The 25,474-nt window shown below is 54.5% G+C and carries 12 protein-coding genes and 1 pseudogene; 5 read left to right on the top strand and 8 right to left on the bottom strand.

The window, feature by feature from the left end:
* Window positions 1-15 precede the first annotated feature (15 nt).
* From sov to HNV11_RS02895, 6 genes and pseudogenes are all read right to left on the bottom strand, one after another.
* Window positions 16-7,692, bottom strand: a complete 7,677-nt coding sequence (gene sov / locus HNV11_RS02920) for a T9SS outer membrane translocon Sov/SprA (protein WP_171738231.1) — start codon at window positions 7,690-7,692, stop codon at window positions 16-18.
* 302 nt (window positions 7,693-7,994) lie between these two features.
* Window positions 7,995-8,584: pseudogene (gene ruvA / locus HNV11_RS02915) on the bottom strand (Holliday junction branch migration protein RuvA).
* Between the two features lie 107 nt (window positions 8,585-8,691).
* Window positions 8,692-10,275, bottom strand: coding sequence for a lytic transglycosylase domain-containing protein (locus HNV11_RS02910; RefSeq protein WP_171738230.1), 1,584 nt, complete (start codon window positions 10,273-10,275; stop codon window positions 8,692-8,694).
* A gap of 91 nt (window positions 10,276-10,366) precedes the next feature.
* Window positions 10,367-11,821: an Asp-tRNA(Asn)/Glu-tRNA(Gln) amidotransferase subunit GatA gene (gatA, locus tag HNV11_RS02905; protein ID WP_171738229.1), complete on the bottom strand. Its 1,455-nt coding sequence runs from the start codon at window positions 11,819-11,821 to the stop codon at window positions 10,367-10,369.
* 163 nt (window positions 11,822-11,984) lie between these two features.
* Window positions 11,985-12,194, bottom strand: coding sequence for a Sec-independent protein translocase subunit TatA/TatB (locus HNV11_RS02900; protein WP_171738228.1), 210 nt, complete (start codon window positions 12,192-12,194; stop codon window positions 11,985-11,987).
* A 90-nt stretch (window positions 12,195-12,284) separates the two neighbouring features.
* Window positions 12,285-12,743 (bottom strand): YkvA family protein, encoded by a 459-nt coding sequence (locus HNV11_RS02895; RefSeq protein WP_171738227.1) that lies wholly within the window; start codon window positions 12,741-12,743, stop codon window positions 12,285-12,287.
* 208 nt (window positions 12,744-12,951) lie between these two features.
* On the opposite strand from HNV11_RS02895, the gene mdh reads away from it, so the two are divergent.
* Window positions 12,952-13,893: a malate dehydrogenase gene (mdh, locus tag HNV11_RS02890; protein ID WP_171738226.1), complete on the top strand. Its 942-nt coding sequence runs from the start codon at window positions 12,952-12,954 to the stop codon at window positions 13,891-13,893.
* Between the two features lie 68 nt (window positions 13,894-13,961).
* On the opposite strand, the gene HNV11_RS02885 is transcribed toward mdh, so the two are convergent.
* Entirely contained in the window at window positions 13,962-15,428 is a 1,467-nt protein-coding gene (locus tag HNV11_RS02885) for a hypothetical protein (RefSeq protein ID WP_171738225.1), read from the bottom strand.
* Window positions 15,429-15,572: 144 nt separating this feature from the next.
* On the bottom strand, window positions 15,573-18,128 hold the full coding sequence (locus HNV11_RS02880; protein WP_171738224.1) for a zinc-dependent metalloprotease: 2,556 nt from the start codon (window positions 18,126-18,128) through the stop codon (window positions 15,573-15,575).
* 195 nt (window positions 18,129-18,323) lie between these two features.
* Here HNV11_RS02880 and HNV11_RS02875 point away from each other — a divergent pair, with 195 nt between their 5' ends.
* The 4 genes from HNV11_RS02875 (at window position 18,324) to HNV11_RS02860 (ending at window position 25,341) form a co-directional block, all read left to right on the top strand.
* Window positions 18,324-19,370: an aminopeptidase gene (locus HNV11_RS02875; protein WP_171738223.1), complete on the top strand. Its 1,047-nt coding sequence runs from the start codon at window positions 18,324-18,326 to the stop codon at window positions 19,368-19,370.
* Window positions 19,371-19,397: 27 nt separating this feature from the next.
* Window positions 19,398-20,186 (top strand): DUF3108 domain-containing protein, encoded by a 789-nt coding sequence (locus tag HNV11_RS02870; RefSeq protein WP_171738222.1) that lies wholly within the window; start codon window positions 19,398-19,400, stop codon window positions 20,184-20,186.
* A 376-nt stretch (window positions 20,187-20,562) separates the two neighbouring features.
* On the top strand, window positions 20,563-23,787 hold the full coding sequence (locus HNV11_RS02865) for a SusC/RagA family TonB-linked outer membrane protein (RefSeq protein ID WP_171738221.1): 3,225 nt from the start codon (window positions 20,563-20,565) through the stop codon (window positions 23,785-23,787).
* Window positions 23,788-23,808: 21 nt separating this feature from the next.
* Window positions 23,809-25,341 (top strand): SusD/RagB family nutrient-binding outer membrane lipoprotein, encoded by a 1,533-nt coding sequence (locus HNV11_RS02860; RefSeq protein WP_171738220.1) that lies wholly within the window; start codon window positions 23,809-23,811, stop codon window positions 25,339-25,341.
* Window positions 25,342-25,474 lie beyond the last annotated feature (133 nt).

Below are 25,474 nucleotides of genomic sequence, written 5' to 3'. Positions count from 1 at the left end.
TGTTGGCGTATTGGCTTACTCAGCCAGATTAAATTTCACCTGCACCCCGCCCGATGTGGTGGCCCGGCGGAACGAGTTCGAGACGAGCGGATCGTTGAACGTCCGGTCGAAATACAGGTTGAAATTCAACCGGCGGCTGACGATATAACTGACCTGCGGACGTAACTGGAAGTTAACGTTTCCGGCCGTAATGATTTGCTCGGCATCCAGTTTACGCTGGATAGCCCGCGTATCGCGGAAGGTCAGGTTGCAGGAGAACGTCAGATCGTTCTTCAGTTTTTTGTATGCGCCATTGATGCGGAACGGAATCCGGACGTTCTGCCGCGTAAAGCCGACCGATGCCGTCAGGTCTTTGTTGGTCAGCTCGGCCACCTGCGCGTTCGACAGGCTTAGGGCAATGTCGCGGCTCTGGTTGTATTCCAGGCGTCCACTGATGCGGTTCCGCGTCTGGAACTGCACCCCCAGCATGGGCGCAAACTTCTCCGACATGGTGATGGTGCTCATGGCAAACACCGGCACGAACTGCCCCAACTGGTTGACCGCAGCCGCCAGCGGATATCCCTGCACCGCCAGATTGACGTAAGCCGCACCATAATCCAGGTTCGAAATGAAGTTGCCGACGCTGTAGTTGGACGTATAGCTGTGCGTGATCGTAAACGCACTGAACTGTTTCCGGATAAAGCCCAGGCCCGATAGACCATTGTAATCCACTCGCCAATTCGGCAGTGGAAAACTGTAGAACGGCGACAGTTTCGCTTTCTCAATGGGCTGCCCACTATAAGCCGCAAAGAAGGCCGGGATCAATACGTCCTGCGAGGTTTTGGTGTACCGACCACGCGTTTCAGGATTCGCCTGCGTCAGCTTGTCGATGAAGTACTGTCGGTAACTCTCGAAGCGGTCAAAAATAGGCGAGGTGCTGTTACTCCGCAGCCCGATGAATGCGGTTCGGAACGACCAGAACGACATGCTGAACTGGCCGTTTCTAACTGGCGTCTGCGTCTCAAACGGCCCACCCAGCGTGCCTGGCCGGTAATACTCCTGGTACGCATCTGAACGGGTCAGCCGCCATTCGACCTGCATCCGAAAATCCCGGAACGGCTCCAGCGTCGTGCGGGCGTTGAAGTTCTTGGCAATCGTTTGCTGGAAGGCGTTGTTCTGCACGATACTTGGCGATAACCACCCCCGATCAGCGGCCCGGTACTGGATGGTTCGATCCTGACTGCCCAGCACAAATCCCAGCCCCGGCGCGTTGTTCTGAGCCAGACCGAAGAACTTGGGCGTCGGCAGGAAGCCGGGCAAAATTGTCGATTCCTGTACCGTGTAGGAGAAGTTGATACCGCGCACCGTCAATAAAGCCCGTGTGAAGTTTTTGAGGACTTTACTTTCGCTCCGGTCAATCTCTTCAATATCGCCGGGGTTACGGGCAAAGTTTTTGCGAACCGGCGCGGGCGTATTGGCAAAGCGCAGGTACCGGATTTTGTTGTACAACCGAATCAAATCTACCCGTCCCGTCAGTCCCCGCTCCCGGTTATTGCGCAGGATGTTGCCAAACGGTACGTTCGATGAATCGGCAATACCGAACGAATTGGCCTGAAACTGGTAGCCCACGCCGTAAATGGCATCAGCCGCGATCCAGTCCAGCAGCGGAATCTTGTCCAGCGGCAGGCGGTACGTTGCCCGGATATCCTGCACGAAGTTTTTCAGCCGACCGAGGTGTTTGATGCTGTTCAGAATCGAGTCGCGCTTGGCCTGTGAGTTGATGTCGCCCGCCGGTTCGTCGATGACCGAGTTGGCCTGCGCCTTATAAGTCACGACCAGGTTGCGCGTCAGGTTCCACGTCAGATCGTAGTAGCGGTTGAACAGGAAATACTTCTCAAACTGCGGTACGATACCATCCGTTGTCAGGTCCGACGAGCGAAGCTGGGTTTTGATAAAGCTCCGGTCCAGATCGGTCCGGATGGACACCAGCGACGGCAGCAGGGTCAGGTTGAAATCCTTAAGCCAGCGCAGGTACGGGGCTTCGAACGACGCTTTGTTACGGAATGGCTCAAACGCTCGGGGCTGGCCGCTGTAGGTGTATGAAACACCGCCCCGCTGCTGACGCTGCAGGTACTCGTCGGTCAGGATATTGCTGCGTTTAGTGTCGTTGAAGGCATACGTAAAGGCCAGATTTTCAAAATCGTAAAAATGCGACTTGGCGTTTGGCCCCGTCTTGACCTTGCGAACGTTCGAGAAATTGTACCCCCGGCGCGTCGTGTTATCCTGCACGAGTCGGCGGTAGTTACTCCGCTCGGTCAGGTCGTCAATGGCCGACAGTGACTTATCCAGGGGCGTATCCGGATCGAGCGGGTTGAAATGCGGGTCTACGTTCCGATGGTCGTAGTTCACGTAAAGCGGAATCCGGAACCCCCACTTTTCGGGCAGGAATTTATCGACCGCAATCGCCGACGATAGTCCAAACTCAGCGGTTGTTTCGCGGGTACGATCGCCAATGCGGGTTTGTACCCCACCGAAACCAAAGGTCGTAATCCGGCCGGAAGCCGTCACCGTAGCCAGGTCGGCGAGTTTCATATTCAGCGCCCCGATGGCCGCCACGCCCGCGTGCTGATCGTAACCGTTGGCCCGCAGTTCATCGACCCAGATCGTAAACGTTTTTGGCCGTTCGCCATCGCCATTCAATTTGGGGTTGCGCATCCCGATCATGATTGACTGCACTGAACTTAGGTCCGGGTTACCAACCACCGTCAGCCGGTACTTTCCGTTGGCCGACATGAGCGAAAACGGTAACGAAGTTCGGCGGGTTAGCTGCCGGTTACGTTCGGTTTTAAGGTTAATGAGTTCCTCCAGCGCCAGATCGAGCTCGTTGGCAACGGGCCAGACCTGGAGCCGCAGAGCCTCATCATTTTCCGCATCGCCGGTCAGACCGCTGGGCGTCGCCAGGAGCTGCGGAATTTCAATCTCGTAATAGTTATCCGTGTAATCTGTACCGAGCCGCACAAACGCCGACACCTGACCGCTTTCGTTGTCGGGGTTGTGCATGTGGATAAACATCTTGATCGTCTTGCGGAACTGCAGGTCAATGTTCGTATTCCGGAAGGCGCCCCGCGAATCGCCATCGCGCAGGTTCGTTACGCTCATCCGCATGGACTGTTCGTTTAGCTGAACGGTGCTGACCTGCGTATAATCGCGGTCGCGCTGGTAGCCCGGCGGTACGGTATAAATGTATTTGGCCCCACCCTGCACGGATGCCTGCTGGCTGCTGTTTTCTTCGATGTTGACCGTCGAAACCGTAAAGTTAGCGTCGTACGGTTCGGGCACTTCCTGCAAACCGCGCTGGTTCAGATCGCCGGTGTATTTCCGGTACTGGTTGGCTTCCATCTGCAACTGCGCGAAACGCATAACCACGGGCTGCTGGAAGTCGGTCAGGTACATCCGCAGGAAACGAATGGATTTGAACCCATTGATGCTGCCCACCTTCCGCAGGTATTCGCGGATGGGAATTCGGAACTGATACCACGTCACCACCCCGCCCGGCGCTCCTTCCGACTGCACCTGGACCTGATCGACAATGTACCCCTGCCCTACCTGTAGTTTACCGGGACGCAGGTCCAGTTCGTATTCGTAATAGGCTTCGTTATCGTTGATGGTATTATCAATATTCAGGTCTTCAATGTCAGGCAACGTCGTGGATGCGGGTGTCAGGAACTGGTTCGTCGACGTATTCTCGGGGGAGTTGTTCTCCATACCCATATACTGCTTATACCGGGCCACCACGTATTTCTGCTGATCGGCCTCCTCGCCCAGATAGAACTTGAAATCGTCGTTCGACGGGTCCTGCTCAATAGCCGCCAGGGCCGCCGGGTCGGTTACCCGCGTACGTACCGTATTCAGGTAACTCTGGAAAAACTGCTGCTCGGTTTTGGCATTCCGGCTGTCGAGTCCGTCCAGCCCAATATCCTGCCGGTCCCGCGCTCCGCTCTGAAAAGCGTTCGTAACAAACTGCTGCTTGGGCGCTTTTCCCCAGGCTGTCGTTTCAGTGCCCCGAACCCGAACGTTCAGCGTATCGTCATTAACCGGGAAGCCGTTTTCAAATTCATACCGACTGTCCTTCACCACATCCTCCGAAATATCACCGAGGTTAAATACGAGCTTGCCGCCCGTTGTGTTGTTGCGGTTTTTTGAATCGTCAGCGTTACCCCGCACCTTGCCAGCTTCGCCCCCTACGAAGGGGTCCATCAGCCAGAAGGTCATATTCTCAATGTTGGCGTTGTCGAAGTCAATATCCGATGCAATGGCCCGCGTTACCGATCCGAAGTTACGTCGGGGGTCGTTGTTCAATGTTCCGTCAGCTCTCAGATTCGGGTTGTAGTTATACATGCCCCGTTCGCTTGGGAAGTAGGCTACATCCAGAATACTTTCGGGTAGCTGCACGGGCCGCACCGACCGGCCGGGGAAAATATCCTGCGGCAGAAAGTAACGTTCATACACGTACCGTTTCACTTCGTCGGGGTCAATATTTGACACAACGCCCTGTGCGCCGGGCGTGTACAGCGACGGGTCAACCGAATAAACCGAGATACGCGCCCGGTTGTAGGCCGACTCCAGCGGATTCTGGAATGTGCCCTGCGGGAACTGCTGGGGCGTTGCACCCAGCCGCCAGCGCGTCGGCTGGCGCGTCAGGTCAAAGATCGTCCGGGCGGCTTCGAAGTCGTCCAGATAGCTTTCATTCCGGGCGCGGGGGTTCGTGCCGGGCAGCAGCTGCGCGACTTCTCCATTGAACTGGATGGTCGACGGCTCTTTGGTCTGCACCAGCGGCAGGCGATCCAGCAGGCGCGTCAGCCCCGGCACATCTTTACGGATGTTGGCATTGACGCCCAGAATGGTGTTGTTGACCGGCTCATTGCCAATCGCCACCCGGGTCAGGTAACCGGCGGGCGTTTCTTTCATGTGCATGGCCGTCAGTCCCAGGCTTATGTCGGGACTAATCGCATAATCCAGCCGCGTACCGATGAGCGAACGAATCTGATTCTGGAACAGATCGGGCTGTTCGTAGCTGATCCGGATTTCGCGGCCGGAGTTGGTTACGCTCTCGTTGATAATCCGCAACCGGCCCGTCTGGCTTTCCAGCACAAAATCCTGCCCCGGCGTCAGCGGTACGCCACCGGCCGTAACGGTCACCGACTGCTCATTGACGCCGTAGGGGAGCTGAACCTCCGCCCCGTTACCCGACTGGAACGAGCCCCGCAGGAAAAACTTGTTCTTATCAGCAATCTGCTGGGCGTCGGCCAGCGTGGTGCGGTAAAGCTGATTAAAGACATACTTCGACTTCAAAGCATCTTCGTCGGGGTCAAACTGCCGCTCCAGATATGAGCCGAACGGCTCCAGTACTGGAAAGATGATTTTACCGTAGCGGCTATCAATTGTCAGGTTCTCAACGTAATCGAAGTTACCGTCGGGCTGCGCATCAAGCTGCTGATTGAGCCGGTCCATATTGAACACCTGCACCAGCGGCCGGTTCTGCAACCGGCGACCTTCCTGCAGGTTCGGGTTGTCAATGCCCGTCAGGTCATCCTTATAGATAATCCGCAACTGAAACCCCTGCCGAGTAATCTGCGCCGTGTTGAGCGAGTAGATGTTCTTCATCATCAGGTTCCACATCGGCAGTTGCAGGTTGTTGCGCAGCGTGGCCGACTTCAGCAGCTTCAGCACCAGCACCTCATCGTCCCGACGCGCCTGATAGTCCTCCGTCAGTTCACCTACTTTATACCGTCGGCCCTGATAGGTGTATTCGTAGGAAACCGCCAGAATTTCATCGTTACGCAAGGGTGTAACGAGCGAAATATAACCCAGTTCAGGTTGTAGCTTAAACTCACGATCGGTTAGTCGTTTGGCTCCCCGCAGCACATCGAAGTCAGTTCCTTTAGTCAGACCATAGGTCGACGTTAAAACTTCGGAGGTGCGGTCAACCTCCCGAATTGGGCTTTGACTATTGCTGGTTAGCCGGGCATACAGTCCATTGGCAGCATTGTCGGCGGGCGACCGGCCATTAATCGGCTGCAGATTCGGGTTGTTAGCACTATAGGGCCGTCCTTCGCCCAAATCCTGAAAACCAACAATGTTCCGTAGCGTTTCGGTGGTATTGGTACGGTTAGTCACGTATACCTCGACCCGCGTAACATTCACCCCCGACGTCACCTGCGGCAGCGACCGCAGCGACTGTTCGTAAATGGAGCGAAAGAACTGCGACAGGAAGAAGTGTCGGTTTTCATCGTACTGGTCGGCCCGGATTTCAAACGGCCGGTTCGACGTACCGCCCCGCAGCACAATCTCGTTCTTGCGCGACCGCTGCTGCGATGCCACCAACGTAGCGTTCAGCTTACCAAACCGCAACTGCGACTTAATCCCGAACAGGTTCTGCACCCCCGGAATCAACTGGCTATTGACGGCCCAGCTAATGTTACCCACTTCCAGCCCCTGCAGGATGCTTTCATTCTGGGGTGTAAAGCCCGGTATGCCCGGCGTCTGCCCATTCACACCCGGCACACCGGGCAGGTTGTTCAGCGGATTCTGCGGTAAGCCCGGCAGCCCCTGTCCGGAGCCAAACGCGGGTAGTCCGCCACCCGGCCGGTAGTTTACTTTGAGCGCGTTCTCGAAATTGAAGCTGGCTTTGGTGTCGAAGTTGGCCAGCACGCCCAGCTTTTCGCCAATCTTACCGTTGAAGTTGATGCTGATCTGCTCGTTGAACAGGAAGTTGCCGTTGCGACGCTGCCGCACCGGAATAACGGGGTTATCAATGAATTGGTAGAGATAGCCGAAATCGAGCGTAACAAAGCCATTGGGCTTAAAGTCTACCTGGCTTCCGCCAAACAGCCGATCGACCACAGGCGGCAGTTCGAGTTTTGGAAACAGACCGCGTCCGCTCAGCGCACTCTGTCCATCGCGCCGGGCGCCGTATTCACGCCAGAGGCTTTGCTCAACGCGCTGGTTCTGTAGTTGATTATACGTTGAATACGGAATCGTCTCGGCGGGTCGGTAGGGCATTCCGTACTGCGAAGGCGGCAGAGCCAGACCAGGCGTAGGTATGCCAGGCGAGATCGTACCCGGTGGGGTAGTACTGGGTGCGGCTGCATCAGGAAAGACGGGGGTTACACCGCCCGGCGTAACGCCGACATTGTCGGTTCGGCCCTGTACGCTGTTCGGCGTAGGGGCGCCTGATAACGACACGCCCGAACGAACGCGTTCCGACACGCCAATGCGCCCGTCGGGAGAAAGCTGGAAATCGGTAGCGACCCCTTTGGGATCGCGTAGAATAAAGGGCGACTTGGACGACCGTTCCGAAAAGCGCGTAGCCCGACGGTCGGGCCAGTTGACGGTAGGCCGTCGGTTTGCGCTGCGGGCCGCCCGGATACTGTCGTTCCGGTTCTGAATGGCCTGCTTGATGGAGTCGGCCCGTGCTAACGCCCGTCGGCGGGCATCGGTCCGTGCCGAATCAACGGCAGCCTGTTGCCGCCGGTTAGCGGCTCCCCGCCGAGCAGGTGTTGTATTAGGCTGATTCTGGCCAACGGCTACGCCCATCCCGACCATAAACCACACCACGAAAAACAACCATCTGGTCTGTCGGGACAGAAGCGGATGCGCGGCTGGAAGATGAGTGCTGGTTAAGGACTTGTGAACAAGGTAAGGGTTCACCATTGGGGTACTATAAAGTTCAGTATGGGTAGCGTACGGCACGTCTTTCTCCTAAACGGCCGAAATCAGGCCAATCGTCTAAGGTTTTACTAGATTTTTTATGCGGTAGGCCATTGCGCGCCTATAGCCTGCTTTTTTATCAGAGTAACCGTAAAGCTAAGCAAAAAGCAACTATTTCTCAGATACGTAAATTACCAGTACATGAAGAAACCAGCAGACGGGACTGGCTAGGGAGCGATTTTCTGAATGGGTTGACTTGTCCGTGGCCCATAAAAACACAGGCCACGGAGCCAATACTTAGCTGCTTAGCGCAGTGCGCGCCGGATCACTTCTTCAACCGTCAGGTTCGGATCGGCCTTGAGGGCATCATCCACGCTTTTTTCGGCGGTTGGTTTCGGAAAGCCCAGCGCTACCAACGCGGCCAGTGACTCCTCCCGCACAGGGTTGGCGGCTGGTTGCTGACGGTACGTTGGTCCGTCGGGTACGACACCGGCCCGCTTCATTTTGTCGCGTAATTCGAGAATAATCCGCTGGGCCGTCTTGGCACCGATGCCTTTGATGGCCTGCACCGCCCGGACGTTTTCGCCCAGAATAGCCAGCCGCAGATCGGCTGGCTGCATAGCCGACAGCATACCCAGCGCCGTGTTTGGCCCCACGCCCGACACGCCGATCAGGTCCAGAAACAGACTCTTTTCGTCGGCCGTAGCAAACGCATACAGCGTTTGCGAATCTTCGCGAAACAGATGATGTATAAACAGTTTGACCCGCTCCCCCCGCCGGGAAGTGTTGCGTAAGTTTGTAAAGATGTATGAACGGCATATCCTACACCGTGCACATCGATGATCGAATACGTTGGTTCTTTATAGGATAACAATCCGTCTAAATAAGCAATCATTCAGGTAAGAAATGGCTTGTTTTTGAAGCAGTTAGAATTAGTAAAGATACAAAAAACCCATGACTTTCGCACGGGAGAGTCATGGGTAAAAGCGCGTATACCAGGGCCTATCCCACAATCAGCTTCTGGCCAGGCCGGAGGGAGTTGCCCCGGATATGGTTCATTTTTTTGAGCCGATCGATGGTTAGCCCGTCGTACCGCTGCGTGATGTTCCAGAGCGTATCACCGTCCTGCACGCGGTGATAGCGAGGCTTGTAGCGTTTGGCGTGGGTCGCCACTTCTGCCTTCTTGCGCGCCTTGGCTGTGCCCTGATCGGCTAGCCGCTCGGTCCGCGTTTCGGCAACCTCTTTCAGAATGACCAGTTTCTGTCCCCGCTGGAGGGTACTGGAGCGCAGATGATTCCAGCGTTTCAGATCATACAGTTCGACACCGTAGCGCTCAGCAATATCCCCCAGGTTGTCGCCCCGCTTCACAACGTATAACTGCTTGTTGGGCTTGTGAGCTACAACTGTCTCAATATCTTCTTCAACTTCATCTCCCGATTCGGCAGCCACTTTTTTATCTTTTGCCGACGCTACCGTCTCCTCACCTTCTGCGGGTGTTTCTTCCAGGCTCATACCCGCAAGCGGGTTGCTGCTCAATGAGGCCCAGGTTTCCATTGAATCAGTACCGTAACGTATATTCTCCGCATGAGCCAGCAGAATATGCGGCATCGCAACCGGCAGCTGACTCGCCGAATCCATAATGGCCCGCCGATGACTGGAGAAATAAGCAAACTGCTGACGGGGCACCCGCAGCGGGTATCGGTTCGTGTATTCAGGCAGAATCGTCGTCGTCACGGCAGGATTCATCTTCTGCAGGTCGGCCAGGGGCACTGTACTATGTTTGGCAAACGTCTCCAGATTGAAATAACCCGTGATCTGAATGGTATCGGTTGGGATGGGGTGCTCAAAATTCTCGCCAAAAATACCGTGATCATTAGCGTGATTCATCAGATAGGTAATGGCGATGAATTGCGGGACGTAAGCCCGCGTCTCCTGGGGCAGTTGCTCATAAACTGTCCAGAACGAATCGCCCCCGGAACGACGCATGGCTCGCTTCACCGTACCCGGCCCGCTGTTGTAAGCCGCCAGTGCCAGGTGCCAGTCACCGAAAATATTATACAGATCACGCAGGTATTTACAGGCCGCTTCGGTCGCCTTAACAGGGTCCATGCGCTCATCAACGTAATCATCCTGGTACAGTCGCAGGTCGCGTCCTGTGCCGGGCATGATCTGCCAGAGCCCCCCTGCTCCGGCCCGTGAAATGGCCCGTGGGTTCAGCGCCGATTCCACGATAGAAAGATATTTCAGTTCATCGGGCAGACCGTACTGAGCCAGCATTCGCTCGTAAAGTGGAAAGAACATCGGCATCCGTTCGAGCATGGTGCGCGTATAACTTGCCTTCCGGAAGGCGAAGTAGTCGACGTAACTCTGAACGGATTTATGATAGGGCAGCGGAATATCTTTCTCCAGTTTGGTTAGCCGTTCACGAAGCAGACTGTCCGGCACCGTTGGTACGGCGGCAACCGTATCTTTCTGAACGATTGTCGTGTCCGTTTGAGAAACTATCTCGGCGTGAGCCCCAATCGTCAGGCCGAGCACGGCACAGAGTACCCCGATTCGGAACAGGTTACGGTTCTGATGCGTCATGCGGTTTATCTGTTAGGTTAGGTTCATGTTACGTATCGCTGGCCGCTGGATTTACAGCTTGCCTTTACTAGAAAGCAAAAAAACTCAATCTCTAACCTTTGGTGACTAATCGGCTCTCTTCCAAGGTCCTGGCCAGCGCAACCAGCGCCCCTTCGGCAAAAGGCGGAGCCATTATTTGTACACCAATCGGCAGCGCCACCTGCGCTTCTGAAACCCCGTCGCTGCTGTTCGGGATCGAAATGGCCGGATACCCCACTACGTTAGCCTGCACCGTAAAAATATCGGCCAGGTACATCTGAAGCGGATCGTCCGTTTTCTCTCCTAATCTGAAGGCCGGCGTTGGCGTCGTGGGTGACAGCAGAAAGTCATACTGCGCAAAAACACGCTCGGTTTCTTCCCGGATGAGCCGCCGAACCTGCTGCGCTTTTGTGTAATATGCGTCGTAATAACTGGCGCTCAGGGCGAATGTACCGAGCAGAATCCGCCGACGTACTTCCGGCCCGAAGCCCTCTGTCCGACTTTTTTTGTACAACGACAAAAGGTCCGTAACTGATGTACTCCGGTGACCATACCGTACGCCATCAAAACGGGATAAGTTCGAGGAGGCTTCAGCCGTAGTCAGAATGTAGTAGGTAGGAAGCAGAGAGGAGAGCAGCGACAGCTCAACCGGCTCAACGATATGCCCCATCGCCCGGAGGTCATCAATGGTACGCTGGGTGGCTTCGCGGACGCTGGCGTCTACACCTTCGCTTTCGACGCCGTCGCGGAGGTAAGCGATGCGCAGAGGCCGATCGGGCAGAGAAGTCTGAGAGTAAGACGCAACGGGCCGACTGGATACGGTGCTGTCAAAATCATCGGGTCCCGCCATAACTTCGAGCAGGAGCGCGGCATCCTCAACGGTGTTGGCAATAGGGCCAATGCAATCAAACGACGATGCGTAGGCAATCAGACCCCAGCGGCTGATGCGGCCATACGTAGGCTTCAGGCCTACCACGCCACAGAACGCGGCCGGCTGACGTACCGAGCCGCCCGTGTCGGAGCCGATACTGGCCAGACATAATCCGGCCTGCACCGCTACCGCCGAGCCACCACTGGAACCACCCGGCACCCGCTCGGGGTCAACGGCGTTACGAACCGGCCCGAACGCCGAATTTTCGTTCGAGGAGCCCATCGCAAACTCGTCGCAGTTCTGCCGCCCAATAATGATGGCGTCTTCGTCGATCAGCCGCTGCACGGCCGTCGCCGTAAACTGTGCCGTAAAACCATCCAGGATTTTACTGCCCGCCCGGACACTGTGCCCCGCATAATTCAGCACGTCTTTAATTCCGATGACCATCCCGGCCAGTCGGCCAGCGGAGCCATTGGTTAGCTTCTGATCAACTGCGTCGGCCTGCTGCCGGGCTTCGTCAGTGTAAACTTCGGTAAAGACGTTCAGGTGCTGGTGCTCGTCAATACGAACAAGGTACTGTTCTACCAGTCGGCGGCAGGTAATTATGCCGGTTTTAAGATCGGACTGAACGGCGGAAAAGGATCGGTAGAGCGTCAAAACAAGAGGAGGCCTTTGGTAAACGGTTGTCGTTCGTAGCGGGCGGTTTATGAATCGGGAAAACGACTCTAAACTCCACCCGCTACGAACGACAAACTAAAAACAGACAACTGAGCAGGTCCTATACGGAGCGACTCAGTTGTCTGTCTATGAACAAAATAGCTTATTTCGTCGTGTCTGTTTCTTTCAGGCTATCTTCGATGTTCTCGCGCACATCTTTAGTAGCGTCTTTGAACTCGCGGATACCTTTACCAAGTCCCCGTGCCAGTTCGGGAATCTTTTTTGCGCCGAACAACAGGAGCAATGCCAGGAAAATAAAGATCATCTCCTGACCGCCCAAACCCATAAACGCTAAAATGCTTGCAGAAATCATGATTCTTCGGATTTGAATGTATGCAAAATTAAGAAACTATTGTGTTATAATCTATTAAAACCAGGTGAAACTATTTCTACTATATTTCGTCTACCCAATTTTAATGGTCTGGCGCCGGGGCGCTTCATCAGAGGGGGTTGTGAACGCAACCTCCCACTGCCGAAATTTGTCAATGTCGTCTTTGATGCCGCTGAATAACCAGAGCATCAGAGCTATGTCGTCCGAGATACCCACGATGGGCAGAAAGTCAGGCAGAATATCGATTGGTGAAACAAAATAGATCAGAACGGCAATCACCCGAATCAGCGTTTTCCAGGGCAACTGGCGATATTCACCAGAGGCATAGGCTTTCAGTAATCGGGTTACGATACCCAGCTGCTCCCGGAAAGCCGCAACATTCTTGCCCGATAAGCTACCGCTTTTGTCGAGCGCATCGCGGATCAATCCCAGCAGACTCCGGGTATTACGTGCGTAGCGAACGGCGCCGATATTGGCCCGCTTAAAAAAAATCGAACTCAAAATCCGAGTTATAAGATGCTTGTTAGCCATTGAGTTATCGAAAAACGTTGAATGATGAGTTCCGGGAGCCGGTCCATAAAACTGCCATGTCTCCATCTCAGACCCTTTAACAAAATATTTCTCCAAAAAGTCCATAAACCGATTTACGGGACAGAAGTTTGTGCCGGTGTCCTTTGGTTTGTCTCCAAGCAGAACCGTACTTTGCGCTCGTTGTTAACCCTTTAATTCCGATTACTGTATGAAAGTCACCGTAGTAGGTGCCGGGGCCGTTGGAGCCACCTGCGCCGACAACATCGCCCGCCGGGAACTTGCCCATGAAGTCGTTCTTCTAGACATCAAGGAAGGCATCAGCGAAGGGAAATCCCTCGATATGCTCCAGGCCTCTACGCTGCTCGACTGCGACGTAAAACTGACGGGTTCTACAAATGATTACGAAAAAACAGCCGGTTCGGATGTAGTGGTGATCACTTCGGGATTGCCCCGCAAGCCGGGCATGACCCGCGAGGACCTCATCGGTATCAACGCGGGCATTGTAAAAGGGGTAACGGAGAACATTCTGAAACACTCACCCGACACCATTTTTGTCATTATTTCGAACCCGATGGACACGATGACTTACCTGGCGCTGAAAGCGTCGGGTCTGCCAAAAAATCGGGTAATTGGCCTCGGCGGTGCCCTGGATTCGGCCCGTTTCAAAACGTATCTGTCGCTGGCGCTCAACTGCTCACCTAACGATCTGCAGGCGTCGGTGATTGGCGGACATGGCGATACAACCATGATTCCGCTGACGCGTCTGGCCACGAAGGCAGGCGTACCGGTAAGCCAGTTTCTCGACGAGGAAACGCTGAAAAAAGTAGCGGCTGATACGATGGTTGGCGGAGCAACGCTCACGGGACTGATCGGTACGTCGGCCTGGTATGCACCCGGCGCGGCTGGAGCCTACATGGTTGAAAGCATCCTGCGCGATCAGAAGCGCGTCATTCCGTCCTGCGTATTGCTGGAAGGAGAATACGGTCAGTCAGACATCTGCCTCGGCGTGCCGGTGGTGCTGGGAAGAAATGGCTGGGAAGAAATTATCGACTATAAACTGAACGACGAAGAGCAGGCGGCTTTCAACAAATCAGCCGACGCCGTTCGGAATATGAATAACGTACTGAGTACGCTGAACATCGGCGTATAGTACCGAACTTTATGAAAACCGCTGGCGGGCCCGCCAGCGGTTTTTTACGTCTGCTCCGGGCAGGTTGCCTAAATAAATACCTGATACTGCAGCACCAGCTGGCCCCGCCGGCCCGCCGGTGCAATCTGGGTTCCGGACGTTTCGTAATACGGGCGATTCTGATAGTCGAGCGTCAGTTTGCTATTGTGCCCGTTGATCAGATAGTTGACACCAAGGTTATAAACGCCCATTGTCTGCGTTACGCGCTGATAATTTCCCAGCTGAGCCTGAACGTAAGGTAGCAGCGTTCCTCTACCGCCACCAAACAAATCCTGCCGCATCAGGTAACCAAACTGACCGTACACAACCTTTCCCGTACCGAACATCGGGAACGCATTCCCCTGCGTTCCGCTCAGCCCGCCCACCGACTGCTTGGTGCCGCTGGCGGGATTCATGATTCCGTTGAAGCGCAGGTAATCCGTGCCGTAGTCCAGATTGAAATAGCCTAGATACGCATTGACTGCCGTACCCGTAGCCCGGTTAACCGGCATATCGAGGAACGTAGCCACTGACCATAGATCCAGATTCTGGTAAGTTGTATCAGTTGTTCCCTCCCGGCGCCACATCGCGTTTTTCTGCGTGATAAAGCCAGCTTCGAGGTTAAGGATTTTCTTCTTACCAAGGTACGTACCGGTCATATAGCCAGGAGTCTGATGGGCTTCTTTATCGAAGAACTGATACAGGAATAAGCCCTGAAACTGCTTTTTGTGACCTTTTAGGGCAAAGTTCGAGGTGCTTCCCAGCGTTGGCGGAGTGGCCCCACTGGTCTGAATCGGGAACGGGTCACTGATGGCCACGCGGTAATCAACCGGGCCGACCTGCCCCCGGGCGTAAAGACTCAGCTTCCGCGAAAACTGGTCAGTCTGATCCACCGTAGCCTGCGCGAACACCGGAACATCCATGCTCACAATGCTCGTAACACTCGGCTGGCTAAAGCGTGAGAGGCCATTGACAATGGTCAGTCCAGCCCCAATTTTCAAATAATCCTTGTTTTTAAAGACCAGGTATTCGGCAAGGGCATCGTGGAAGAAAGCGGCCACCTTCCGGTTCGACGGCGTACCGTTGGTATTAAAGGCCGGAAATCCGTTCAGGTAGTTGAAGTTATTCATTCCGAACTGGAAATACAGAAACACATGGTTGCTGATTTGTCCGAACGCCTGAATACGGGTCCGGCGCAGGCCGATGTCGAACGTATTATCCTTCGGCTCCTGAACTACGGTAGTACCCGGGTTACTCTGGTTGAACCGGAGCCACGTCTGGTTCATGAACGTCACTTTAAAAAAATGAGAACCCGACGCGTTGAGGTTATATTTTAATTCGTTTCTGTCAGTTCCGGTTGTGCCAGTCAGGGCAGATGGGCGCGTTGCCATTCCCGGCCTGCGCTGCGTTTGTTCGGCGGGGGGTGCCAGCGTGTCACCTGCCGATGAGTATGCTGGCTGCTGCGCAACGGTCAGGCCACTATTCAGCACGGCCATCAGAACTAATGTTTTTTTCATAATTGGGTGTATGTTGGTCTTTAGCAGCGAAAACCGCACCGGCCAAAATTAGCCCATGCGGTTTTCGCTGCTAATAAAACTGATTATACAGACTTACCTAATACATCTCAAATCCGTATCGCGCTGCTGTTACGCCCCTGACGTTTACCGGTCAAATCCGGTCCAGTCGCAATCCGGGGCCAGCCACTCCTGACCGGGATCAATCGGCGCGCCTTCGGGCGGGGTGAGGGGCGTAGTGCTCGCTATAGTAGAAGGATTCTGCTCATACTGCCGAATAAGCCAGTGCAGGTGATCGTCGTACTCGTCGGTATTGCGGAAGGCTGTATTAGCCCCCCATTTACGGGTGTAGTTCCCTTTGATGGTCATCAGCGCATTGTGAGCGCCCGAACGTACAGCCCCGTCTACATCTCTGCTGGCTGCCAGCTGGATCAGGTGTTCCACCAGCTTTCGCTGCACCATTCGGCGGATTTCGGCATCATAGCCTTTTGCTTTCGTTGGCTCGCTTCCTTTCCCGGAAGGGCCATACGTAGCCACGATTAGGGAGGTCAGCACAGTTTCCAGATCGGGCATCTGACCGTTGGCAACGCTCTGCCGGGTCAGTCGGGTGCAGCGTTCCGGATTCAGTAAAAACCGCAGGGTCATGCCAGCGGCCGCTTCGGGTGGCCCCATCGGGTCGAACGTAATGCCGGTTCGCCGTTTAAAAACCTCTCTCGGATTAGGATTGTACCGAAACGGCCGGGGCGGAATTAACGCCAGCACTGATGCCGGAACGGCCAGGGCGTCGGGCGTCAGCGTCAGCAGCAGCGCGTCTAGCGCGCGTTTCTGCTCGGCGGCTGGCACAGTTGCCAGCACTGGCTGGTCCGGTCCGGTGCTCCGGTCGCCCCGCAGTGCGTTGGTGTAGCTCTGCCCACCCAGCACTTTGGCGGCCGCTTCGACCTGATACCGATGAAACATATACATCGGCACAAAGACTTCTTCGAGCGTAGCCATGGGCGTTCCGGCCGGAATTTTCTTTTCGGTGAAATTGCTCAGCGCCAGGCGCCGAACTTCCATCACGCGTTTGAGTTCGTCAATGGCATTGGAGCCATTATCCCAGAGGTGCGTCAGGGGGTGAGCCGAGCCTTCGGGGCGGGCATCCTGATCGGTCAGAAATGTCAGTCCGGCTGCGTGCATCTGCTGAACCAGTTTGTCCAGTTCCTGCTTTTCATTCGCCCCATTCGGAAACTGCTCGTAACCGTAGCGAATGCTCCACTTATCGTAAGCCCCGATACCTTTCGCATAAGCATCCGATAAATCAATGGCCGGACCAGACTGACCTCCGCTTCGGATTTTAGCGACCATCGTCGGGTAATCCATGACGGAAGCCCGCCCGAACGTACTGCCGCCCTGCGTACTGGCAATATAGTTATGCGGCAGCCCGAGCGTGTGCCCGACTTCGTGGGCCGCCAGTTGCCGCAGCCGGTCGAGCGACATCGTCATCATGGCATTGACCTGCGACGAATCGGAATCAAATTTCCCGATCAGCCCCTGCGCAATCAGAAAATCCTGCCGAACCCGCAGCGAGCCGAGCGTAACCTTTCCTTTAATAATTTCGCCCGTACGCGGATCAATGATGCTGGCGCCATAACTCCAGCCGCGCGTTGAGCGATGGACCCACTGCACGAGGTTGTAGCGCACATCCATCGGGTCGGCATCGGGAGGCAGCAGCTTTACCTGGAAAGCGTTCCGGAACCCAGCTGCTTCAAACGCCTGATTCCACCAGGCGGTTCCTTCCATCAGGGCCGACCGGATCGGTTCGGGCGTGCCGGGATCGATATAGTAAACAATGGGCTTAACGGCTTCACTGACTGCGGCCGACGGGTCTTTCTTTTCCAGCCGATGCCGGGAGATATACCGTTTGGTAATCGGCTGACTTACGGGCGTGGCGTAATCAAAAAATTCCATGCCGCCGTAGCCAATACGCGGGTCGAACAGCCGCGGCTTATAGCCCGCATCCGGCAGTTGTACGAACGAGTGGTGCTGGTGCATGGTAACGACCGAGGCCGTTGGCACTACTTCACGCAGATAAGCGCCGGGCGAATCGCCGGTGAGCGTAATGATCGTTTCAAACTCTGTATTCTGCGGAAACGCCTTCGAGCGGGGCAGGTACATGGCGCTCCGCGTCGGATCTAGTTTATAATTACCTTGTTTAGTCTGAGCAATGGCCTGCGCGGCTCCAACAGCGTCCTGCATCAGAAACGGCGTCAGATCGACCAGGACGCGATTGCCTTCTTCGGCCGCAATCTCAAAACCCGCGTGCACCGACTTGGCGAACGATTCCACTACCGCACGGCGTTCGAGCGGATCGCTCGTAATAGCGCGGTAGGCATAGTTCGGCTCAATCAACAGAACTTTATTCCCGCTACGCTGAAACTGGACAATATGCTCCTGACCCAGCCGACCCCGATCCAGACCGATGTCGTTTGAGCCGACTCCCTGTGCCAGCGTGGGGTAATACAGCAACTCGGTGTCGAACTTGTCGATTTCCAGCCAGACCTTGCCTTTTTTGGCGTCCCAGTAGAAGGTCAGAAACCCCGGATTTCGCTCCATGCCAGCCGTGAAGGCGGCAATACGATCCGAAGATCCGGTTGATGGTTGAGCAATCAGGGAATAGCAGACGCCGAAATAAAGATAAAGAAGGGCGAATAACTGTTTTTTCATTTTAAATAAGGTTGTATTCGCTGCTCAAGATACAGCAAAACAGAAAGCTCAGGGCGGCCATTTTGGCGATACGCAAAAGAAAAACGACGGTTCGCCCTGAATTTGTTTAAGCCTGTTAATCTGTCCGGCAAGTTAGATTGAGCCAAACGGTATCTTCGGTTTTGTATGTTTGCAGCCTTATTACCCGCTGTTCGTATGTGGAAAAAAATTGGTCTGGTGGTGCTTATTATTTTGATTAGTGTAGGGGTCTGGCAGCGGGAACTGATTAGTTACGGATGGATGCAGGGGCGCGGACAACTGCAGATTTTATGGAACACCCGACCCGTTGCGGAGGTTCTGGCTGACCCGGCCTATCCAGATTCGGTAAAGCATAAAATAGAACTTATCCTTGAAATAAAGCGTTTTGCCATAGATTCGCTCGGGTTGGATAAGTCGGGCAGCTACGAGTCGTTCTACGATCAGCAGGGCAAACCGATTCTGTGGGTCGTTACGGGTGCGGCCCCCTATCAACTGGTTGCGAGACTGTGGCATTTCCCCGTAATCGGTACCTTTTCCTATAAAGGTTTCTTTGAGAAAGACCGGGCCGATGAACAGGTAAAAGAGTTAAAGCAGGAAGGACTGGATACGCGGATTGGTGAAGTTTCGGCCTGGTCGACGTTAGGATTTTTAAATGATCCCATTCTGTCCAGTATGCTTGACCGCCCCGTGGGAAGTCTGGCCGAGTTGATCATACATGAGCTAACGCACGGGACACTATTTGTAAAAAATAGTTTGGAGTATAATGAGAACCTAGCCGATTTTGTGGGCGAGTACGGGGCGCTCCGGTTCCTGGCCTATAAATATGGCCTGAACGCTGTGCCTTACCAGAACTACCTGGCAACGAAAGCGTTTTATGACCGGTATGATGCGCACATACTGCGGGGTACCCGAACGCTCGACAGTTTATACCGAACGTTTAAACCCCAATTGCCGCTGTCGGTCAAAGATTCGCTGAAGTGGCAGACGATCCGGGCAATTGTTGTGTCGGCGGATACGCTGACTGACGCGCGGCAGGCTAACCGGTTACGTTCAGTAAAAAAACGGCGGTTAGACAAACTAAACTTGCCAAATAACGCGTACTTTATTGGCTACCTGACTTACCGGAAACAACAGAATCGGTTCCGGCAGGAATTTGAGAGTCGGTTTAGGGGGGATTTTAAACGGTATCTATCATACCTCAAACAAACCTATCCATCTTTGTAAACGAAGCCCGGCTGGGCGGCTGTTCTTATGAAGAAATATTTGATTTGTCTCGGTGTCTTTTTTATGCTGGCCACCGGCTTTACAGTTCTGAACACCTACCGACGGGTAGTGAATAATAGCTTTGGGCCCGGCGAACATCTGGAGTACCGCGTTCACTATGGGTTTCTGAACGCGGCCGAGGCCATTGTAGACGTTAGTCCGACTTTGTATAAAGTGAATGAACGGCCCTGCTACCGGGTCAACGTAGACGGCCGTACGGTCGGAGCGTTTGACCTCGTCACGCGGATTCGCGACACCTGGCGGTCTTATATTGATACGGCCGCTATTCTGCCGCAGAAGTTTTATACCAACATACAGGAAAACAGCTACCGAAAGGAAGAAAACATCACCTTCAACCACGCAGCCAACACCGTAAAAGCCGAAGAGCGAACCGAGCGCGATGTGTTTAAGGTGCCTGATAACGTTCATGACCTCATCAGCGGTTACTACTTTTTACGGACGATCGATTTTCACCGGCTCACGAACGGGCAGGTTCTTGAAGTTCCGGCTTTTTACGACGATACGGTCTATAACATGAAAGTCCGCTATCGGGGCAAGGAGGTTCTGAAGACCAAACAGGGCAAGATCAATGTGATCCGGCTCCACCCGGTTCTTCCACCCAATAAGTTGTTTAAAGAAGAAGAATCCATTCGGATTTACGTGTCCGATGACATCAACAAGGTGCCGGTTAAGGTAGAGGTTGATCTCTGGGTTGGTTCCATGGTCATGGACCTGCGCCGAAATAAAGGGCTTAAACAGGGGCTGCATTATTACTAATTCAGGCAGCCTTGTAACTTCTGCGGAGTTTAGCAGGGAAGCCGGTCGAAATATTCAGTAAACACTCAGGCGGTGATGCTGCTGCATGGGTCAAACCTTATTGGTTTGACCCATGCAGCAGCATCACCGCTTTTCTATTCTGTTAGCCACTCATTGCCAGGCATCTAGCCAAACGCGGTAACTCACCGAGCGCGGGTCTGGCTTCCTTTCCTTATGTTTTGTTCCATACAATAGTGAATACAGCCAAATTTTAGGGGTTTATACGGCTTTTGCATAGTAGATGCAGGCAGAGCGGCTCTTTTACGGACTAGCAATTAAATGGGAATAATTTGTTTTATTTAAATAGGATACTCTTCACATAACTGTAACGCCACCAATGAAACATTCTTTACTAAAGCGAGTTGGAGCCGGGTATTTGCTACTCTGGCTCGTTTGCTTTCTCTCTACAGGGGCTTCGGCGCAGGACCGGCGGATTACTGGCCGGGTTACGTCCGGTAAAGACCAGCAGGCCATTCCGGGGGTGACTATTCTGGTCAGGAACACCCAGTTGGGAACCACAACGGATGCCAACGGTAACTTTGTGATCAGCGTACCGCCAAATTCCACGCTGGTGTTCAGCGCCATTGGCTATGCCGGTACCGAGGTAACGCTCGGCAACCAGACCCAGTTGAACATAACCCTTCAGGAAGCTGACCAGAATCTGAGCGAAGTGGTCGTTACGGCGCTGGGTATCAAGAAAGAAGCCAAGCGATTAGGCTACGCTACTGCGACAGTGAACCCGGAACAGATCACGACTAACCGAACGGTGAACTTTGTGAATGCCTTACAGGGCAAAATTGCCGGGGTAAACATTTCCAGTCTGGGTACGGGCGCAGCCGGAACGAGCAAAATCCGGATTCGCGGTCAGTCGTCTTTTTCGGGACAAAACAGCCCACTGATCGTTGTCAATGGCGTACCGATTGACAATACCAACTTCGGCCAGAACGCTGAAAACCGCGGTAGTGACAACTCCATCGGGAACCGCGACCGTAACTATTCCGACGGTGGTGACGGCCTTTCGTCCATTAACCCGGACGACATTGAAGGCATGACCGTTCTGAAAGGCGGCACGGCAGCGGCTCTGTATGGGTCGCGGGCTAAAGACGGTGCTATTCTGATTACCACTAAAACAAAAGGCAGCAGTCAGGGAATCGGCGTATCGTATAACACCAACTTCACCGTCGATCATCCGCTGGATTTTACTGACTATCAGTATGAATACGGCCAGGGCGAATATGGCGTTCGGCCAACGGCGCCCAACCCGACGTCGGGCGTCTGGAGCTTTGGCGAGAAATTCCAGCCGGGCATGACCCAGGTTCTGTTCGGTGGTGTTACGGTACCCTACGCGCCGGTTCGCAACCGGATCAACACCTTCTACCGCGACGGCTCGACCTGGACCAACACCATTTCGGTGTCATCGGGCAGCGAACGGGGCGGCTTCAACCTGTCGGTGTCTAACCTCGATAACAAAGGCATCACCCGCAACAATACCTATAACCGCAAAACCTTCAACCTCGGCTTTAGCTACAACCTTTCGCCAAAGCTGACCGTAACGGGAACGCTTAACTACTCCAACGAGTACAACAAAAACCCACCCCAGATTGCGCAGCAGGACAACAGTACGCCTACGGTGATCTATACGCTTGCCAACTCCATGCCGCTCGACCTGCTGGAAGCGAGCCAGATTAACCCCGTAACCGGCAATGAGTTCATCTACTCGCGGTTCATGAACCGGACGAACCCATACTTTGTCCTCAACAATAAGTTCGAGAACATCCGCCGGGACCGCCTGTTTGGTAACCTCACGGCCCGTTACAACTTTACCGACTGGCTGTATCTGCAGGGTCGGGTTGGGCAGGACTACTGGGCGCGCGACCAGGATTATAATTTCCCAACGGGGCAGGCCTCGCTGGCAGCAGCTCCGGCCGGTTTCGTGAATGGCGCCTACGTGCAGGACGCGCGTCGCTTCCGCGAAATCAACACGGATTTCCTGCTGGGTGCCAATCGTCAGTTCGGCGTTTTCGGCGTTGACCTGACGCTCGGGGGCAACCAGCTCTATCGCCGAAGCGATCTGAACAGTGTTCAGGTTACAGACTTTATTGTTCGGGGCCTGTATACTCCGCAGAATGGCCGGGTAAAAGACCCAACGTATGGTCTCAGCGAACGAAAAGTTAATTCGCTTTATGGTGCAGCTGAATTCTCCTTCAAAGATTTCCTGTTCCTCAACGCAACCGCTCGTAACGACTGGTTCTCGACGCTGGCACCCGCTAACCGCAGTATTCTGTATCCTTCGATAACGGGGAGCTTTGTATTTTCGCAGGCCTTCGAGAACCTGCCCGCCTGGCTGAATTTCGGTAAACTCCGTGCCGCTTATGCCGAAGTCGGTAGCGACGGCGACGTAGCGCCCTACTCGAATAACCTGTTCTATTCCGTAGCCGCCAACCTGTTCCCGAACCCCGCTGGTCTGGGTCAGCCGGTAGGTAACATCACCTCCAACACGGTACCCAGCGCAACGCTGAAGCCCAGCCGGACGGCCGAAACAGAGGTGGGTCTGGAGTTGAAACTGTTCAACAACCGGGTGGGTCTCGATCTGGCCGTTTATAACAAAATCACGAGCGATCAGATTGTGGCGGCCCAGTCGTCGGATGCTTCGGGCTATACCAACGTTCTGATCAACAGCGGCCAGAGCCGCAACCGGGGGATTGAAGTCCTGCTGAATCTCTCGCCGGTTCGCCTGAAAAACTTCTCGTGGGATGTCACGCTGAATGGCTCCTACAATGAAACTAAGCTTCTGCGGCTCCTGACCGACGATGACGGCACACCGGGCAAGGATTACAATGGCGATAAACTGCCCGAACAGATCGTGGTGGGCGCGGGGATTTTTGTGGGCGACCTGCGGCAGGTTGTCGGCCAGCCCCTGGGCCAGCTCTATACCTATGGATACGTAAGAGACGCGCAGGGCCGGATTGTACACGGCAGCGACGGACTGCCCGTTCGTACCCCCGCACCAATTTCGTTTGGCTCGGCCTTACCCAAATACGTAGGCGGTATCAACAACGCCTTTACCTACCGCGGTATCAGTCTTTCGTTCCTGATCGACTTTAAGCTGGGCGGCAAGATGATCTCGGGTACCAACTTAAACCTGTTCCGGCACGGTCTGCAAAAAGAAACGCTGGTGGGCCGGGGCGAAGCCGACAACAAAATGGTGGGCGTTGGTGTAAACGAAAAAGGCGAGGTTAACGCCGTACGGGCGTTTGTTCAGGACTATTACTCGGTGGGCCGCTCCAAAAGCCTGGGTGAGCAGGTCGTCTACGACGCTGGTTTCTGGAAGCTTCGCCAGATTACGCTGGGGTATGACTTCACGAGTCTGTTGCCGAAGAATTTGTTCATTAAAGGGGTTCGATTGAATGCCGTGGCCAACAACATTGCCATCCTGAAAAAATGGGTACCCAACATTGACCCCGAACAGTTTGGCTTCAGCTCCGACAACCTGGTGGGTCTGGAATCGACGGGTCTGCCCACAACCCGCAGCGTAGGCTTTAACCTGAACGTAAGATTCTAACCGTAGCCACTTCCATTGATCATGAAAAAAATAAGCATAACCCTTGGTCTGTTTGCCCTGCTTGTCTGTGCCAGCAGCTGCGAAAAAGGATTCGACCAACTGAATACAAACCCCACGGCGGCTACGGCGCTCAACCCGGTCTTCACGTTCAACAACGCGATGATCAATACCTCGTTTCCGGGGTCAACGCTGATCTTTGAACATCCGATTGTCCAGCAGATGTTTTCGCCCAACTCGGGCATTCTGTCGGGGGGTAACTTTAATATCGACAACCGAGGGCCATCGGGCGCGAATGCGGGCATCTGGCAGCGGTATTACCGGGACGTGGTACGGTATCTGGTGGACATCCAGAACCAAATCAAGGACAATCCCAACCGGAGTAACCTTTACAACATGACCCGGATCTGGCGGGCGTATGCGTTTATGGTACTCACCGATACCTATGGCGATGTGCCCTATAAAGACGCGGGACTGGGCTATTTAGGCGCAAACGTCATGCCTAAGTACGACACGCAGCAGAGCATCTACGACGATATCATTAAAGAACTCACCGAGGCCTCGGCGGCCCTGGACGCCAGTAAACCCACCGAAGCCGGTGAGGTTACGTATGGTGGGGACATCACCAAATGGAAACGGTTTGGTTACTCGCTTCTGCTGCGGGCCGGTATGCGTCTGACGGAAGTGAACCCTACATTGGCGCAGGCGACCGTCCAGAAGGCGGTGGCTGGCGGACTGATGCAGTCGAACGCTGATAATGCCGTTGTTCGTAACAGTGCGAACTTCCAGAACCCGGTCGGTACGACGCTTAACTCAACGGAGGCTGCCAACTACTACCTCACGAGTTACTTCGTCAATTACCTCAAGTCAACGGAAGACCCCCGGCTGGCGTCAATCGCCGTACGTTACGTAGGAGCCAAGAGTGGTCCGGAACAGACCGCAGCCCGCGCTAACCGCGACCCGGCCGTGCAGATTGGTATGCCGCTTGGCTACGACAATGGCACTATCCCGGCACGGGCTACCGCCGACAAGCTGGCGAGCTTCTATGATTATTCGCAGCTGGACCGGACGCGTATGGGCCGCTTTGACGCCCCAACGTTCCTCGTCACCTATGCGCAGACGCAGTTGCTGCTGGCCGAAGCTGCCCAGCGCGGCTGGATAACAGGTAATCCGGCCGATTTCTATAATGCGGGTGTCACGGCGCATATGCAGCAACTGGGCGCATACGACGCCACGTCTCTGGTGCCTCAGCCAGCAATCACGGCTTATCTGCAGAAAAACCCTTACGTGACGGCCCGCGGTTTAGAGCTGATCAACACACAGTACTGGGTAGCTTCGTTCCTGAATGGGCCGGAAGTGTTTGCCAATTTCCGACGGAGTAATTTCCCGCAACTGCCGCCTAATCCGTATCCGGGGAAAGAGATCAAGGGCAATTTCATTAACCGACTGAGCTATCCGGATTCTGAAGTATCGGTGAACCGGGCAAGTCAGGCCGAAGCCATTGCCCGGCAGGGCCCCGACAACCTCGACACACGCGTATGGTGGGATAAGCCGTAAAAAGCGTATCACCCTTTATCTTTGTAAAAAAGCAGCCTATGCCCCGGGCTGCTTTTTTATGAATAACCCTTAAAATAATCAGCGCATTCCAACGGTTATGCAGCCGAAGGTGTCTATTGACGCAGACGATCCT

The organism is Spirosoma taeanense, assembly GCF_013127955.1.
GTDB lineage: Bacteria > Bacteroidota > Bacteroidia > Cytophagales > Spirosomataceae > Spirosoma > Spirosoma taeanense.
Note: the sequence above shows the minus strand (reverse complement) of the source record. Positions and strands in the feature narration are given on the sequence as shown.

Excerpts from the sequence above, each read along its gene's own strand:
- HNV11_RS02860 (WP_171738220.1), top strand. The coding sequence starts at position 23,809 with ATGAAAAAAATAAGCATAACCCTTGGTCTGTTTGCCCTGCTTGTCTGT.
- sov (WP_171738231.1), bottom strand. The coding sequence starts at position 7,692 with ATGGTGAACCCTTACCTTGTTCACAAGTCCTTAACCAGCACTCATCTT.
- HNV11_RS02870 (WP_171738222.1), top strand. The coding sequence starts at position 19,398 with ATGAAGAAATATTTGATTTGTCTCGGTGTCTTTTTTATGCTGGCCACC.
- HNV11_RS02880 (WP_171738224.1), bottom strand. The coding sequence starts at position 18,128 with ATGAAAAAACAGTTATTCGCCCTTCTTTATCTTTATTTCGGCGTCTGC.
- mdh (WP_171738226.1), top strand. The coding sequence starts at position 12,952 with ATGAAAGTCACCGTAGTAGGTGCCGGGGCCGTTGGAGCCACCTGCGCC.
- HNV11_RS02910 (WP_171738230.1), bottom strand. The coding sequence starts at position 10,275 with ATGACGCATCAGAACCGTAACCTGTTCCGAATCGGGGTACTCTGTGCC.
- HNV11_RS02900 (WP_171738228.1), bottom strand. The coding sequence starts at position 12,194 with ATGATTTCTGCAAGCATTTTAGCGTTTATGGGTTTGGGCGGTCAGGAG.
- HNV11_RS02865 (WP_171738221.1), top strand. The coding sequence starts at position 20,563 with ATGAAACATTCTTTACTAAAGCGAGTTGGAGCCGGGTATTTGCTACTC.
- HNV11_RS02885 (WP_171738225.1), bottom strand. The coding sequence starts at position 15,428 with ATGAAAAAAACATTAGTTCTGATGGCCGTGCTGAATAGTGGCCTGACC.
- HNV11_RS02875 (WP_171738223.1), top strand. The coding sequence starts at position 18,324 with ATGTGGAAAAAAATTGGTCTGGTGGTGCTTATTATTTTGATTAGTGTA.
- HNV11_RS02895 (WP_171738227.1), bottom strand. The coding sequence starts at position 12,743 with ATGGCTAACAAGCATCTTATAACTCGGATTTTGAGTTCGATTTTTTTT.